Raw genomic sequence first — 16,379 nt, 5'->3', positions numbered from 1 at the left:
TAGAAACAGCCGGTTTTTTTAATGATATATTTCCTCTATTTCTTGAAGTAAGCGTCTAAAAAAGCTCTTCGTTGGGACGAGTAAGCGCAGTCCCAGTCCCAGCCCCAGCCAACTACACTACGATAAACCATATTATATGCGGTTAAATGATGATATCCTTCCCAGATTAAGTTTTACCCTCTTCCTTATCATAAAATTCAATTGTTGACATGAAATGCATTTCATACATTATGATTTACGTTAAAAGGAGCGATTAAAAAATGAACAATAAAAAAATCATATTTTTTGATATTGACGGGACATTAGTGACAGAAGATAAGATTATACCGGAAAGCACAAAAATGGCCATACAATATTTGCAGGAGAAAGGACATTATACCGTGATAGCTACCGGAAGAGGCCCCAGCATGTTTCATCATATCCAAAAAGAATTAAATATTTCCTCTTATGTAGCATTCAATGGACAGCTGGTGGTATGTGACGGTTTCGAGGTTCATTCGGAAACATTGGATTCCGAATTTGTAGATGATATTACCGCCTATGCTAATCAGCATAATCATGCAATTGGTTTTGGAAACCAAAAAGATTTTATGATTACGCATGCTGATCACCCACTGGTAAAAGATAATTTTTTGCATTTAAAATTAGACTATCCTGCAGTTGACCCAAATTATTACAGGGAGCATACAGTAAATCAGTTGAATTTATTCTGTACAGAGCAAGAGGAAGTTATCTATAAAGAAAAATACACAGATTATACGTTTGTTCGCTGGGGAGACTTTGGAGCAGATGTGCTGCCTTCAGGCTCTTCAAAAGCTTTAGGTATTCAAAAATTTATTGAGCATGCAGGTATAGATCTTGATCATGTTTATGCTTTTGGAGACGGCAAAAATGATATAGAGATGCTGTCACTGGTGAAGAACGGAGTTGCTATGGGAAATGCAGTCAGTGAATTAAAAGACGTAGCTTCTTATATCACAACAGATTGTGACCAAGATGGAATTTTATATGGTTTACAACACTTAGAACTTATTGAGCCATCATTTGAAAATCATCAGTACGACTTGTCTGTAGAAAAATCTTGAATACGGCTAGATTACTCATTCCTAATCTGTTTTAAGCGAAAGAAGAATCTGCTTCAACACAGATTCTTCTTTCGTAAAATGGATTTGCTCACTCCAAATAAAAAAGTAGTGAATTGGAAATTAATTTTTCTGCCCCACTACTTTTTTATAATACTTATCCACTTACTTCCCTACTTCAAACAAAACCTTCATTGCTTTCTCTTTACCACTAGTTATTTTTTGAAAGATATTTGGTCCTTCTTTTAAAGGTAAATAATGAGATATCATTGGTTTCGTTTTTAACTTTCCTTCTTTAAGAAATTGCAATGTTGTCGTAAACTCTCTTCCTGGAAATGGAGCAGATACCGCATTCCATGATCCTCGTACCGTTAATTCTTGTCTGACGATTCTCTCAAAATAAAATCTTTTTAAAGTAATATCACTATATGGAATCCCAAGAAATAAAACCTCTCCACCTTTTTTGGGAGCTGCAAATACCTCTTCTGATGTCTGAACGGAACCAGCTGCTTCAATAGCTAAGTCCACACCACTATTCTCTGTCACTTCCATTAATTTCGAATAAGTGGACACACTTTTTTCTGGTTTTATTATTTCATCCGCCCCTAACTCTTTGGCTAATTGGAGCTTCTCTGAATCAATATCAATTACTACAACTTTTTCTGCTCCAAATAATTTAGCCCACTGACAAGCAAGTAAACCAATTGTTCCACAGCCATATACAGCTACTGTTTTTCCAGGCTGAAGCTTTGTCTGAAAAAGTCCATGCAGAACAACAGAGGACGGCTCTATTAACGCCGCTTCCTGAAAACTGACATTGCCAGATAATTTCAATACGTTTTCTGCTGGAACCTTTGTATAGGAAGCGAACCCCCCTGGCTCCTTTGCACCTATTACTAATAAATTCGGACATGCTGCAAAATATCCTGATTTGCAGGCTTCACACTCTCCGCATTTTAATTGGGGACAAACGGCCACACGGTCGCCAACATTCACATTCGTTACCTTATTCCCCACTTCTTCAACTATCCCTGAGCACTCATGTCCAAAAATATTTCCAGGAGTAAGCGGTCCCAGCTTTTTATATCTGGATAGATCTGAGCCGCAAATTCCTGCATACTTCACCTTGATAATCACTTCATCTTCTTTTTTCAATCTTGGTTTATCCTTCTGCTCATAACGGATATCGCCAATTCCATAAAAAGCTAAAGCTTCCATTTAATCATCCTTTACCTTCTAAATGATTTTTTAAGTTGTAGACTGGCACATAAACATTTTGATAAAAATCCTGAAGTATCTGTACCCTTTCCTCTTTAGGCGTGTATGTTTTTATCTTTGCTTCCGGCAGTGTTTCCATCAAGCCTTGTTTCCGGCTACTTAATATTGCCGCTCCTTTAGCAACCGCTTCTTCTTCCTCGTAAGCTATGATTTCCGCTTGAAGAATATCTGCCTTCAGCTGCAGCCAAAGTGGATTTTTTACTGCCGGCCCAATCACTTTTATTCTATTGATTTTAGAATTCAGATACTGCTCATATACACCTTTTAACTGCTTTAATTCAAAACAAAGTCCTGCAATCATTGAGAAAAGAATATCATCATCTGTTGATTGATCCGTCAGTCCATAAATCATTACCTTTGAAGAAGTACTGCGAATTGGAGGTCCGCTCCCTCTTAGATGTGGAATAAACACCTGCATTCTCTCCACCATGGAACCAAAGGAAAATGCATATTCCTGATAAATTTCATCGCATAGTCTGCCAGTATCTGTGATTTCCTTATTAAATATTTTGGATATCCAGCTAAAGCTTTGTCCCGCTGTCGGCATAGACCCATAAATGCTATATGTCGATTCCAGCACATAACAGCCGTTAGATATTAAGAATTTTCTGAACTCATTTGATAGATTAGGCTTATCTGCTAATAATAATAGCCCTTCTGTTGTTCCCGTTGAGTTTAATATCTCTGTCTGCTTTTGTAATCCTGTACTGATGGAACCAGCCATGTGATCGTGTCCTGCTATAGAAACGGTGACATGCTTGGGCAGCCCTGTCTTCTCAGAAATAGATTCTTTGATATTAGCAACCCTCGCACCTGATTCCACAACATGAGGGAATGTTTCCACATCTAGTTCAAACATCTCGATGAATTTGTTATCCCATGTTTTCTTTGTTATATCAAATAACATCGTCCGGGATGCTAAGCTCCAATCCGTAGCAAAAACACCTGTTAAGCGGGAAGCAATAAAGCCTGACATACATGTCCATGCATGCATTCTTTTAAATGCCGTATTTTCATGCCGCTTCAGCCATAACAGCTTTGTTAAACTATGATTTGAGTGAGAGTTGATTCCAGTCACTTCGTATATTCTTTCTTCTCCTAAAATCTCTTTTGCTTCCTGAGCTTCTGCTTTCGTTCTTGGATCAAACCAGGCAATAGTCGGAGGAATAACTTTCTCCTGCCTGTCCTGGAGTACAATCGCCTGTCCAAAGCTTGAAACAGTGATCTGCTTAATTTGCTGTGCGTCTTTAACAGCATCACTTAATTTCTGTAATGCTTTGAGAATATTTCCCCAAAGCTGTTCCGCATCTAAATCTGTTTCTGTACCCTTCACTAATTGAGGTGTCGCAAACTTGACTACTTCTGCTAATTGAAAATCTGGCAGCTGATATAAGCATACCTTTGTATTTGTAGTACCAACATCGATGCTGATGATATACATGTTTAACGGTTCAATGCCTCAAATTTAGTTATAGCCGTTTCCTTTACCGCTGTTTGCGCCTCTAATAATACAGAAATCAAATTATATTCGTTCGGATTTTTTTCATAACGCTTCCCGACAGCAGTAATAAACGCTTTTCTTAAATCACTTGCTAAATTGACTTTTCTTACCCCATAATCCCTCAGCTTTGCCAAAGCCTCATCTGGTATCCCAGATCCACCATGGATTACCAATGGAACATCTACTTTTTCATTGATTTCTTGAAGCAGATTAAAATTCAGGTCTGGAGCTTGATCAATCCCATGAATATTTCCAATGGAAACTGCCAATAAATCTATACCGGTTCGATCGACAAAGTCTTTACATAAGGAAGCATCTGTTTGTGCTGCATCTTCTGCCACAATGTCGTCTTCTTTCCCGCTCAGCTCTCCTAATTCTGCTTCTACCAAAACACCCCGCTGATGACAATATTCCACAACTTCTTTTGTCAGTTTAATATTTTCCTCATAGTCTAAGGTAGAAGCATCAATCATGACAGAAGCAAATCCGGCGTCCACTGCTTTCTTAACATCCTCAAAGCTCATACCATGATCCAGATGTAAAGTAACTGGAACCGATACATTCTCTGCAGCTTTTTTGACAATTTCTGCAATATAGTCATAACCTGATAGTTTTACATTCGTTGGAGCAATTTGAACCATTACCGGATAACCTGTTTCTTTCGCTGCTTCTACAATTGCAATTGTCATCTCTAAATTGGTTGTGTTCATTGCAGGCGCAACATAATTTCCTTCCTCTAACGCTTCTAAAAAAGCATCCATCGCTTTATACGTCATATAAATTCCCCTCTCTATTCATTCTTTAAAACAATTTTTAAGACATTTTCTGTTTTATTCTGTGTTAATTCAATTGCTCTACCTAAATCAGATAATGGCATTTCATGTGTGATTAATGCTTCCGTATTAATCACTCCCTTTTGAATGGCCAAAATAGCTTCTTCAAATTCATATGGAGAGACACTATATGTTCCAACGATAGATTTCTCATCATGGAAAAACATACTTGCATCAATCTCTACTACCGGCTTGATTGTAAAGGGGGAAAAGCAGACCACGGTTCCTCCTCTTTTTAATACATTCATCGCTTGAGGAAGTAACGCAGATACACCCGCTGCAATAATAACCACATCAAATCCCGGATGTTTCTGTTCTTGTAAATATGTTTCCAAATCGGTTTTTCCTGTATTAATGGTTAAATCAGCACCGAACTCATGCGCATTATTCAAGCGATGATCAGACACATCCGTTATGACAACTTCTTTCACTAATTTGTTTTTTAGAAGCTGGGAGTGAATCAAACCAATCGGTCCTGCTCCCATCACAAGCACTCTATCTCCAGCATGAATATGGACCGCCTTCTGTCCATGGATACAGCAGGCAACCGGCTCTGCGAGAGAAGCTTCGGAATAGCTCATTCCATCCGGAATCTTATAAAGTAAATGCTTCACATGTTCTTCCGGGAGTTTTATATACTCTGCAAATCCTCCCGGATGAATATTCGTCTTTTTGAATTCCGGACATAAGGTATAATGACCTCTTGAACATTGCTCACATGTGAAACATGGGACATGAATTCCACCTGTAACTCTATCTCCCAGGCTGAAATCAGAAACTTCTTTTCCAACCGCAACGATTTCTCCAGCATATTCATGGCCTAGTACAGAACCTGAAGGAACTAATTCTTCCGTTACTTTATGAATATCTGTTCCGCAAAGACCACATGCCTTCATCTGAATTAATATTTCTTTATCACGTATATCCGGTTGTTCTACTTCTTCAAAACGAATATCATTTTTCCCATAAAAAACAGACGCTTTCAATGAATAACACTCCTTTTTACCTGATTATACTGATGATAATAATAAGTTTTTATTCTTTCAGCTGACCGTTTTCATCAAAATCTCTTCTGCTAAGTTTATAAATATACCAGACGACAATTAAGATAACCGGGATAGCTGCAATTGCAATCCAATTTCCTTGTGCCAGCATAACAAGCCAATATCTAACCGGGTTCCCTCCATCTAAAAAGCTGTTAATCATAGATGTTGCACCTTCTGGAAATTCATATTGAATACTTTCTGCTACATTCGTAACAAGCGGAGCTAAATTTGATGCAAAATAGAGAGAGACGATAAGCATTGGTATACCGATGATCGCTGATCGCACAATATTTTTGTTGGTAGCAACCAGAACCATTGCTAATGGAACAACGATGAATGGTAAGTCTCCTAATGGCATGATAATGACACCTGGAAGAACTACTGCTAACAATATCGTGACAGGCACCAGCAAAAGGGCTGTAGATACAACTGCAGGGTTACCAATAATTACTGCTATATCAAGACCAATATTCAAATCCTTACGATCAGGAAACCTTTTCTGTAAGAAATTACGTATAGCATCTGATAACGGCATTAACCCTTCCATAAGAATTTTAACCATCCGTGGCATAATAAACATAACTGCCCCCAGAGAGATTCCCAACTCAATAATATTTCTTATTTCAAATCTGGCAATAATTCCAATAATGATACCTAAAATTACCCCAATCATCATTGGTTCCCCAAATACACCAAAACGTTTTTTTATTGATTCCGGATCGGCATTCAATTTGTTCAGACCAGGTATTAAATTAATGATTTTATCTCCTAAAATTCCAACAGGGAAATAGATAACTGCTGATAATGTCGGCAGAGAAATTCCGGGCAGTCCCATTCTTTTATGAATATATGGAGCAGACCAGTCAGCGAGTTTAAAGGTTATAATTGTAGCAATTGCTGCGCCAATCAGCCCAACGATTAAACTTCCTGTAGCTATATAGACTAATGAGCCGGCAAATGCAAAATGCCAATAGTTCCACAAATCGACATCAACGGTTTTTGTCCACTTAAATATCAGCATGGCTACGTTGATAACGATCGTCAGTATGATGACAATCGGAGCAATTGGTGATGCAAAAGCAATTGCTGCAAGCGGCGGCCAGCCTGTATCCATGACTGGCAGATTTACTCCTGAATTGTCGATCATCGCTTCAATTGCGGGGCCAAGACTTCCTGTCAGTAAATCCAGTACTAAAAAGATACCCACAAATCCAAATCCGATAGTTAAAGCAGATTTTAATGCTTTACTGAAGCTGACCCGAAAGGCAATAGCCATGATGAATATGATAATCGGCAGCATAACTTCAGGTCCGAAGCTGAGAATGTATTGAAAAACATCTACGATTGTTTGTCCCATTATTTTCATCTCCTTTTTAAAATGTCGTTTAAATATCGATTAATAAAGTATTGCTGCGTTTTCCAGGTGTTCACCAAAATCTATGACTGATAAAACTTTATTTTCACATTCATTTCAACCATAGATTTTTAGCGTTGACCTTTATCTTCATCCTTTTAAAAGCGAAACAATATGATCTAATACTTCCTGTTCTCCGATTCCAGTAAGAATGGGCAATGCATTCACAACTGGTGTTTTATAACCGCCCCCAACATCTGAAGTAACAACAAACAAATCAACGGAATCATCTAATCCTGTTAGTTCACCCACTGTAGCTTGCCGGGAATCAATATCAATCCCATGCTGCTCACAATGCTCTCTTACTTTTTCTGCTACTACCGTAGATGTTGCAATTCCACTTGAACACGCGAAAACAATATTTTTTTTCATTTTAAATTCCTCCAATTTTATTCTGATTTTAAATGTTCCTGTAAGTAGTCATAAAGCTCGTTTTGACGCATTTCGACCATTTTTTTCAATACGCCCTGCTCTTTAATCAGTTCCATAATCTGACGCAGAATATTTAAATGTTTTGTACTCTCTGATAGCCCTAATAAAAATATTACTTTGACCTCAATGGTTTCTTTTGCATTGACCATATTATTAAAAATGACGGGTTCTTTTAAAACAGCAATGCTTAAAGAGTCCTTATTTACAAATTTTGGGTCTGTATGTGGAATGGCGATCCCGTAATCATAGGCTTCTATCCCTGTAGGAGCATTCCTTTCTCTATCCAAAATGCTCGCATAGTATCCCTCATTTACAAATCCATTTTTTGAAAAAGCCTCGGACATCTTTTTTAAGGCTTCTTCCTTATCGGAAGCCTCTAATTCTGTAAAAACAGCATTCTCTGATATCATTATTTTTTTTGTCAAACTAAATCACCTCGTTTACAAAATGGTTAATAATCCCTTTCACATCTTCTTCAGAGCCTGCTTTTTTAATTTGATTAACGGTACTTTCATCTTCTGCAAGTCTTCTAAGTTGAAGTAATGGATTAATATGTTTTTCCTTATCCTCTGCGGCAATAAAACAAATTAAATTCATACGTTGACCATTAGGGAATTCTACAGGTTCTTTCAGACTTAACAGGCTCATTCCAAGCTTCAACACACCTTCTTCAGGTTTTGCATGAGGAATCGCTACTCGGTTGGCTAACATGATATAATCTGAATTTCTTCTGCAGTTCTCCATAACAGCATCCACATAGGATTCTTTTATATATCCGCTGTCTAGTAGCGGCTGGGCCACCAACCTGATTGCTTCTTCCCACGTTTTCACTCTATCAGCCAGCTGGATGGTATTATTGGTTAAAAAATCATCCAATGTCCTTTCCATATCATACATATTGGTTTGAGCAGCAGCCGGATTTTGATCCAGTAAATATTTATTTAAATTGTCCATCAGCTTCACTCGATTTTTTACATCCGCATGTTCTTCAATGATGCTCATAATTGCATCCATATCAATACTTGAAAAAGAAAAACCATACAGCTCAGTAAAAACAGTTGATTGCAATTTTCTAATATCAATCTCACTCATAATTGGTTCGACCAGGAATTGTTTTACATTGGTATCCAATTTATCCGTGGTAAATACAATATCTACTTCTCCTTCATAATTAGAGAATTCTCGAATCGACATAGGATTTAAAAATAAAAAATCTTTAAATATCGATGTTAATGTCACATGAATCATAACGGATACAGAGTGACCGTTCGGGCAAACTACTGCTGCCAGAATCTTTTTGTTAAAGTCAATACCGTGCTGTCTCAGCCAGCCGCCGATAATAATAGTTATATAGACCAGTTCACTTTCCGGTACTTTTTTACTTAAAGCGTTTTCAATCGGTTCAACAATTAATTTAATTACCCGATGAAGGTTGGTAAGCTTTTGATCAAATTTTAAAGCTAATGATGAATTATCAATCAGGTCAAATTTAATCCGGTAATATGCAGGCTTCATATGAATATATAATTTTTCTACTAATAATTCCTTTTGAGGAATATCAATGACACTTACTCTTTCAAATTTATCAAGCATTTCCTGCAATGCTTTTTTGATGTTGTTCATGGATTCACTGGTATAAAAATTCTTGGTAGAAAATACATTCATAATCATCAGCTGCAATGTTACGTAATGTAACTCACTTTCGTTAATAAAACGAAGCTCATGAAATACTTTTTTCACCGTATAATATTCTTTCTTATCCGCCAAATCAAATTTACTCATTTCGTTTTCTTCCACTGTCTTTCCTTGCCTTACACGATTCTGCCAAACCGCTAAGCAGTATGCCACTGTAGTAATCATATTGTCCGAAAAAGTGTAACCAAGTGTTTTCTCGCATTGTTCCAATTTATGATAAAAAACTTTCAAATCTTCTGAGTCAATATCTCCATACTTCTCTAACAGCTCTCTGTCTTTTCTGTTTTTCACGTACTGCTGAATAATATCAAATAATAACTTTCTTTTTTCATACTCGCCTCCTAAAAGTTGATAGCCCTCTATTCTTGAATAATTTAATTCAATTTGATACAGCTTAAGCTTTTCTTTAGCTTGCTTGATAACCTTTGTTATCGTGTTTCTGCTGAAATCCAATAACTCCGTTAAATGGGTAAGTGACAAATCCTGTGACCGGTTTAAAATGATAACTAATAGGATATCAGCCCTCTCGTTTTCTGATAAAACATAGGAATGACCGCCTTTAGCTTCTGAAAACATTTCTGTGATTTTCCCTGGCATAATAAATTGTCCTTTAGGAGTACGCTCAATCTGCACATGGTGAATATCCATTAAATGACTATTAATTTTTTCAAGACTATATTTTATTTGTCGTTGATTAATACCCATCTTAGCTTCAAGTGACTTTAACGTTGCATTTGGATTGTTAATTAATTCCTGCAGCAATTGATTGCTTCTTTCATCGATATGCATTTATTGCTCGCCTCCTGTTACATATCATTTTAGATTGTGCCCCCTTCAAAGTAAATTCAATTTCAGCCCAACGTTTATTATGCTCATTGTTTCACAAGATGATGTAGTTTTTTTATATTGCCCATTCATTGAAGTATATAGACTAGTATATATGCGTTCCTCATCTATAACTATGAAAGCTGGGGCAGTTATGCTTCTCCCACTTTGTTCTTTTCACGTTCTTATACTGCCGGTTTCCATACACAATAATTCCAACACATCAATTAAGCGGGAAATACAAGTAATGATAAAAGAATTATTTCAATCATTTTTACATATGCTATTAAAATAAATATGTCAGTTTGTTTACTATAAAAGGATATACTGACTACAGAACATAGGAACAAAAGGAGAACCCAATGGATACTATTTTCTTTGCTATTTTTTCGATCGTTTATTTTATATTGATCCTATTAGCCATAAGGTTATTGAGGAGTCCTTATGCTCGAAGCTCCATATACTTATTACCTGTTATCGCAGGTCTGTTCTATGATAATACCCTACTTGCTATAGGCCGCTTCATTGGCGAAGGAGATTTTTTAGAAAAACTAAATATTGCAAAGTATTGGATACATGCCTTCTTTACGCCTTTTCTTATACTATTCGCATGGAAAACACTTGAGCAAGCAAACATGAAATGGACAAGAATGATTTCTGTCCGGATTTCTGCTATAGGTTTAACCGTATTACTCATACTTTTTGAATTATTTACTGAAGTATTTAGTCTTAACATCGAAGCAAAATGGGAATTGGGAGTGTTAAGTTATAAAAGCATGGAGCCTTCGAGCGGTCCCCCATTCATGATATTGTTTGTCTCGCTCGTATTAATTGCAGCTTCCATCTTCATATGGATTAAACAGAAATGGGCCTGGTTTTTTATTGGCTCCTTACTAATGATAATTGGAAGTGTTATTCAGTGGCCTGTAAAGAGCGGTGCTATTACCAACCTTTTTGAGCTGATATTAATCATTTCATTACTTGGAACAGCTTACTTTCAGAGGAAAACTTAAATCAATGCGAAAGGTTTTTATTAAGGCCTGCTTTATAAACATGCGCTTAAATTAATGGAAGCATTTTTAAAGAAGAATGGCAGCAACAGCTCTTCTCAAATAAACGGTGTGCTGCCTTCTTCTTCATTAAGCCAAATTAAAATCGTAACTACTCCAGCCAATTAATGATTTCTTCAATAATCAAATCCTGCTGTTTCTTTGGAGATATAGATGCCTCTAAATCATTTTTTTGTTCACCATACATACCAAATTGCGCATGATTTCCACCTTTAATTTCAACGTATTTAGTTGATTTCGGATTATAGATACGATTCTTTTCGATTTTATCCAAGGTACTTAGTCCATCAAATTCAGCATAGATAGAAAGAGAAGGAATAGTCAGCTCTGATAAATTATTGCTATCGGTTGTATACGATCCCAGAAAAAATAGTCCATCAACTTTGTCAGGATGTTTTTTTGTATAAGCCGTTGCCATTGATCCACCTAATGAATGTCCGCCAATATACCAGGTTGTAATTAATTCATCAAGTTGCATGACATCATCCGCTCTATTAATCCCGAATACAGCAAAATTTAATGGCATTGATGGAATGAACACATTATAGCCTTCGTTTGCTATTTGTTCAGCGAGATAGCTATATGCCAGTGCTTCTACTTTAGCACCGGGATATAAAATAATTCCTACCTCGGATGATTCTTCCGGTGTGAAAACATACGTAGAGCCTTCCTTATTATCAGTTACCTCGGAAAGATCAACAAGCTCTTGAAGTTCATTGGTAGGCTTATATGTGATTTGTGACCAGATAAGAAAACATATAGCTGCTAGAGCAATTAATCCTCCAATGATTAATATGGTTCTTTTGAAAATTTTCATAGAAAAACTCCTTCGTTTAGCTCTTTTATTATAATAGTTCACATTTGTAATTCAAAACAATTATTATTCCATATGTATCAGCTAAGGAAATAAATAACTTCTTCCTCAATTAATCGTTCTAAATTCTTTTTTTGTCTAGAAGAGAGCATTTCATTCTCTTCATATATCTAAACTAATTATAATACTCCGCTATTTTATGTTTAAAGTTCAAAATAAAAATAGTATACTCCCATATTTCCGAAAAAATTTCACTCAATTGACATTTTTTCAAAAGAAGCATAAACTAAAAAACCATAACAAACTAAACTGATAGGAATTAGAGGTGTTAGAAATGTCTACATTGGCACAATCAGTTCCCAAACAACCAGCAGCAACAAAAAAAGCGCCAAAACTGAATCCGCCTCAGAAAAAACTGGTTACAGGCGGAATCCTTGCTACATTCATTCTGACAATTTATTTAGCAGCCACACAGCATATCGTTCAACCATTGCTATTATTGATTGGTGTGCTGCTTGGATACACATTGTTTCATGCACGCTTCGGCTTCACTTCTGCTTTCCGGAGACTTGCTTCAGTAGGTAATGGCCAGTCTCTTCGGGCACACATGTTTATGCTGGCGATTGCATGTACATTATTTGCACCTATTCTGGCTTTTGGCTATTCTTTTTTCGGAGGAACCCCTGCCGGTAATATTTCGCCAATCGGTATCAGTCTGATTGTTGGAGCCTTTATGTTTGGCATTGGCATGCAGCTTGGAGGCGGCTGTGCTTCCGGTACACTTTACGCAGTTGGCGGAGGCCGGACCGTTATGTTTATTACCCTGTTTTTTTTTATCGTCGGTTCAACCATCGGCGCTGCCCACTCCACGTTCTGGATGGAAGATTTACCAGCGGCAGAGCCTTTTTCACTCGCGACCTCAACAGGACTTGGCTACGGTGGAGCATGGGCAGTTTCTCTGCTGATTTTTGCCATCGTTGCCGGGATAACCATTTTAATTGAGAAAAAGCGAAAGCCTCCTAAAATGGCTGTGCTCCCTTCTGAAAAAGGATGGAAACGCATTTTCCGAGGCTCCTGGCCACTTTTCGCAGCCGCTGCAGCATTGGCTGTTTTAAACGCTCTTACACTGCTTACTCGTGACAGTCCATGGGGAGTTACAGCAGCATTTACGCTATGGGGATCAAAAGTGGCAGAGGCGCTTGGCTTTAACGTAGAAAACTGGGGCTACTGGGCAGGAAATACCGAAGCTCTTCACGCTTCCATTTTCGCTGATACAACTACTGCTCTTAATTTCGGTGTTATCTTGGGAGCTTTTATTGCTTCGGCAGCAGGAGGACTATTCCGTTTTACAAAAATCACGAAAGGAAATACTGCTGCTTCCATTATTGGCGGCCTTTTAATGGGTTATGGTGCACGGCTTGCGTTTGGTTGTAATGTCGGTGCTTATTTCAGCGGTATTGCTTCCTTCAGTGCCCACGGTTATATTTGGGGTGTGATGGCGCTCGCAGGTACGTTCCTCGCTTTATATTTGCGTCCATTATTCGGTCTTTCGGTGCCGAAACCCAGGGATTCATTTTGCTGATAGAACTGGGATTATGCAGACATAATCCTTTCCTAATTTCAACAAGTGAAACCAGTGAACTTCATGAGTGAGTGACAGGAAATGTGCTTCTTTATCGATAGAATAAAAAACACAGGGATGGTACCTCCTCCAAAAGCTAGAGTAGAAAATCTAACTTTTGGGGGTAACTACTATCCCTGTGTTTTTTCTATTTCAAGTATTGTTTGATATCTTCAATTGTTTCAAATTCATCTATATGATCTATTATGGTTTCCAGTGTACTTATTTCCTATTCGCATATTTTTGCCTTTATACTTTCTGAAAGTGGAGCTACAAATTTTGTGATTAATCGAATGGCAGTATTAGATAATGCATCTGTTTGCCCTTCTACTTTGCCTTCTGCTCTGCCCTCTTCTTTACCCTCTGCTCTGCCTTCTTCTTTGCCCTCCGCTCTACCTGCTTCTTTCCCTTCATTCCGAAAAATCTCTGCTAAAGTCATTGCCAATTCGCTCCCTTCTTGATAAGTATTTCCTATATGTTTGATTATATCATAATACTGATTTTTAGTTAGGTGGCGATGGACACGGAAAATATAATAAAACAACGTCTCAAGGTACTCTGTTGCCGTTCTTTGATCCTGTAATTGCCGCAAATAATCAACAGCTCGATAAATAGTATTCAATACAACTTGGACATCATTTTTACGGATATCCCGAAACACCATCAGTATGATTCGCAGGAACACATTCAATTGCGTATCTTCATCTTCGTAATCGGACACGTTATACAGAAAGAATTCATAATCAGGGACGTATTTCTGCAGTTCCTGCGGGAAATCCTGATACCCTTCCAAAAGATTACTGAACGAAGCTCCAGCGTTCCAATCCGTATTGCCATGATACAGAACAATCGGCATAATGAGTGGCAGCTTCTTCTCATCTTTATTATCTCGTTTAGTCTCCCATATCTCAACCATATATCGCAGTAACTGCAGAGAGGTATAGTAATCATGATAGCTTTTATGCTCGAATAGAAAATATACGTAAGCGGGTTTTTGATGAATTTTTGTCTGGAATAATAAATCGGAGAAATAATTAAATCCATTGTATATTTTTCAATTTTAACTGCAAACTAAGTATCGTTGTTGATTCACATTCTAAATGGATAGGGATGATAATTAATGATGAATAATAAAAAAGGAATGACCACGTCACTGATTGCTGCAGGTGTAGCAGGCGCTGCAGCCTATGGAATAAGTATGGGTATGCAAAATGGATCATTTCAAAACATGTCACAAAAGCTTTCCAATTCCATGAATAGCTCCACCATGCAGGATATTGCAAAACCAATCCAGGATATGCTTTCTGGCGGTGACCAGGCAATGAACCAGAGCAATAGTGGCGGCCAGAATCAAACACAATCTTCTTAAAATGTGAATGCAGAAGCGTTTACTATTTAAGATAACAAAAAGGGACGGCTCCATTTTGGCGTCATCCCTTTTTTAATGGCTAGTGAAATATATGGATTTGTAACGATTTCTTTCTTATTTCAGCAAGAAGCCAGTCCAGCTTCAAGTCTGACTTCATTTACCATTTATGTCCACGACTGCAATGCGTTTAGAGATTTTTCAATAATCATTCCCTGATCATTATCTAATGTCGCTACATGATAGCTCTCCTTCATAGAAATGATTTCTTTCTGCTCAGAGGCTATTCCTTCCAATATCATTTGAGCATTATCCGGTGGAACAACATGATCTTCATCTGAGACAAAAATAAGCGCCGGGCAGGTTACTTTCCCTAAGTTTGCTTTTGTTTCCTCCATCAGTTTCTTTATCTCTCCAATTGATTTTACCGGTGTTTTATCATAAGCTAACTCCACTACACCTGCTTTTTTAATATCTGAACCAATTGCATCAATAAAACGGACTTTTTGATCTGCTTCCATTGCCGGAATATCCACCGCTGCGTTGATTAAAATAATCCCTGACAAAGGATGCTTTGCAGCTGTATTGAGCGTTAATGTTCCGCCCATTGACAAGCCGCACATAAAAATCGTATCACATCTTTCTTCAAGCCAGGAATATGCTTCTTCAATAGAGTTTACCCAATCCTGATACGTACATTTTTCCATATCCTCAGGAGCTGTCCCATGACCTTTTAATCTTGGACCATAAACAGTATAGCCTGCATCCGCAAAGGCTTTTCCTATTGGATACATACTTTGTGTTGTGCCAGTAAATCCATGGGATACGAGAACACCAACACGATTTCCTTCGAAGTAAAATGGCTCTGCATTTTTTAATACCGGATACTGCTCGTTCATTTATTTTTCCTCCTCCTGAAACTGATTTTTATTCTTGCTGTTACATAGTTTTAGAATAGAACGAATCAGATAATCCCACAAGTGATAACGCTTTCTTTTTCAACAAAAAGCTTGAATTACTTCAAAAGCTCTATTATTTCTTTATCAATCAAATTTTTTAAAGCTGTTAAATCCTGTTTATTTATTGTCTGCTTATCCGCCTCTTTCACCTGATAATTATGCTGCAGGCTTTTTATGATTGGAAGCATGCTCTCCGGAAAATCCTTAAGCGCTCTTTCTCCTGCTTCCTCCTTCGATAAAATACAGCCCTCTTTTAAATACCAGTAGAAACGCAGCATATTCAGCAGCGCATAAACAGGTTTATCCAAATAAGCAGCCAGACATTCTTCATAATCTGACTCACTAGCATTGCATTAATTATGTCTAATAATACAAAATAATCCTAATTTTCGGTTTTTACTGTTTTAAGCCATAAAAAAATCCTTTATAATGAATTGGTCAGG

Annotated in this window: 15 protein-coding genes and 1 pseudogene; 4 read left to right on the top strand and 12 right to left on the bottom strand. The window is 37.4% G+C overall.

Annotation, left to right across the window (positions count from 1 at the left end; all coding sequences use genetic code 11):
- Window positions 1-260 precede the first annotated feature (260 nt).
- The gene (locus tag IEX29_RS15080; RefSeq protein WP_188735199.1) at window positions 261-1,085 is read left to right on the top strand and encodes a Cof-type HAD-IIB family hydrolase; all 825 of its coding nucleotides are present in this window, start codon (window positions 261-263) and stop codon (window positions 1,083-1,085) included.
- 162 nt (window positions 1,086-1,247) lie between these two features.
- On the opposite strand, the gene IEX29_RS15075 is transcribed toward IEX29_RS15080, so the two are convergent.
- From IEX29_RS15075 to IEX29_RS15040, 8 genes are all read right to left on the bottom strand, one after another.
- Window positions 1,248-2,300 carry a galactitol-1-phosphate 5-dehydrogenase gene (locus IEX29_RS15075; RefSeq protein WP_188735198.1) on the bottom strand — a complete coding sequence of 351 codons (1,053 nt, stop codon included), beginning with the start codon at window positions 2,298-2,300 and terminating at the stop codon, window positions 1,248-1,250.
- Window positions 2,301-2,304: 4 nt separating this feature from the next.
- A complete protein-coding gene (locus IEX29_RS15070) occupies window positions 2,305-3,801 on the bottom strand; it encodes an FGGY-family carbohydrate kinase (RefSeq protein ID WP_188735197.1) in 1,497 nt (498 codons plus the stop codon).
- A gap of 2 nt (window positions 3,802-3,803) precedes the next feature.
- Entirely contained in the window at window positions 3,804-4,637 is an 834-nt protein-coding gene (locus tag IEX29_RS15065; protein WP_188735196.1) for a class II aldolase, read from the bottom strand.
- A 14-nt stretch (window positions 4,638-4,651) separates the two neighbouring features.
- Window positions 4,652-5,680 carry an alcohol dehydrogenase catalytic domain-containing protein gene (locus IEX29_RS15060; RefSeq protein ID WP_188735195.1) on the bottom strand — a complete coding sequence of 343 codons (1,029 nt, stop codon included), beginning with the start codon at window positions 5,678-5,680 and terminating at the stop codon, window positions 4,652-4,654.
- A gap of 49 nt (window positions 5,681-5,729) precedes the next feature.
- The gene (locus IEX29_RS15055) at window positions 5,730-7,097 is read right to left on the bottom strand and encodes a PTS galactitol transporter subunit IIC (protein WP_204799036.1); all 1,368 of its coding nucleotides are present in this window, start codon (window positions 7,095-7,097) and stop codon (window positions 5,730-5,732) included.
- Window positions 7,098-7,244: 147 nt separating this feature from the next.
- Complete coding sequence (locus IEX29_RS15050; RefSeq protein WP_188735193.1) at window positions 7,245-7,526, bottom strand: PTS sugar transporter subunit IIB; 282 nt, start codon at window positions 7,524-7,526, stop codon at window positions 7,245-7,247.
- A 17-nt stretch (window positions 7,527-7,543) separates the two neighbouring features.
- Window positions 7,544-8,011: a PTS sugar transporter subunit IIA gene (locus IEX29_RS15045; protein ID WP_188735192.1), complete on the bottom strand. Its 468-nt coding sequence runs from the start codon at window positions 8,009-8,011 to the stop codon at window positions 7,544-7,546.
- Between the two features lies 1 nt (window position 8,012).
- Window positions 8,013-10,070 carry a BglG family transcription antiterminator gene (locus IEX29_RS15040; RefSeq protein ID WP_188735191.1) on the bottom strand — a complete coding sequence of 686 codons (2,058 nt, stop codon included), beginning with the start codon at window positions 10,068-10,070 and terminating at the stop codon, window positions 8,013-8,015.
- 671 nt (window positions 10,071-10,741) lie between these two features.
- Between IEX29_RS15040 and IEX29_RS26775 the strand changes: the two genes are divergently transcribed.
- A complete protein-coding gene (locus IEX29_RS26775) occupies window positions 10,742-11,119 on the top strand; it encodes a hypothetical protein (RefSeq protein ID WP_229720243.1) in 378 nt (125 codons plus the stop codon).
- Window positions 11,120-11,267: 148 nt separating this feature from the next.
- On the opposite strand, the gene IEX29_RS15030 is transcribed toward IEX29_RS26775, so the two are convergent.
- Window positions 11,268-11,993, bottom strand: a complete 726-nt coding sequence (locus IEX29_RS15030; protein ID WP_188735189.1) for an alpha/beta fold hydrolase — start codon at window positions 11,991-11,993, stop codon at window positions 11,268-11,270.
- 331 nt (window positions 11,994-12,324) lie between these two features.
- Here IEX29_RS15030 and IEX29_RS15025 point away from each other — a divergent pair, with 331 nt between their 5' ends.
- Entirely contained in the window at window positions 12,325-13,572 is a 1,248-nt protein-coding gene (locus tag IEX29_RS15025; RefSeq protein ID WP_188735188.1) for a YeeE/YedE family protein, read from the top strand.
- A gap of 268 nt (window positions 13,573-13,840) precedes the next feature.
- Here IEX29_RS15025 and IEX29_RS26770 read toward each other — a convergent pair whose 3' ends face one another.
- On the bottom strand, window positions 13,841-14,662 hold the full coding sequence (locus tag IEX29_RS26770) for an Rpn family recombination-promoting nuclease/putative transposase (protein ID WP_268239075.1): 822 nt from the start codon (window positions 14,660-14,662) through the stop codon (window positions 13,841-13,843).
- A 69-nt stretch (window positions 14,663-14,731) separates the two neighbouring features.
- Between IEX29_RS26770 and IEX29_RS15015 the strand changes: the two genes are divergently transcribed.
- Window positions 14,732-14,980, top strand: a complete 249-nt coding sequence (locus tag IEX29_RS15015) for a hypothetical protein (RefSeq protein WP_077604723.1) — start codon at window positions 14,732-14,734, stop codon at window positions 14,978-14,980.
- Window positions 14,981-15,144: 164 nt separating this feature from the next.
- Here the strand turns inward: IEX29_RS15015 and IEX29_RS15010 are convergent, their stop codons facing one another.
- Together IEX29_RS15010 and IEX29_RS15005 are read right to left on the bottom strand one after the other, a co-directional pair.
- Entirely contained in the window at window positions 15,145-15,876 is a 732-nt protein-coding gene (locus tag IEX29_RS15010; protein ID WP_188735187.1) for an alpha/beta hydrolase, read from the bottom strand.
- Between the two features lie 116 nt (window positions 15,877-15,992).
- A pseudogene (locus tag IEX29_RS15005) lies at window positions 15,993-16,271 on the bottom strand (aminoglycoside adenylyltransferase domain-containing protein); the annotation flags it as partial.
- Between the last annotated feature and the right edge of the window lie 108 nt (window positions 16,272-16,379).

This window comes from Oceanobacillus neutriphilus (assembly GCF_014645515.1).
GTDB lineage: Bacteria > Bacillota > Bacilli > Bacillales > Amphibacillaceae > Oceanobacillus > Oceanobacillus neutriphilus.
Note: the sequence above shows the minus strand (reverse complement) of the source record. Positions and strands in the feature narration are given on the sequence as shown.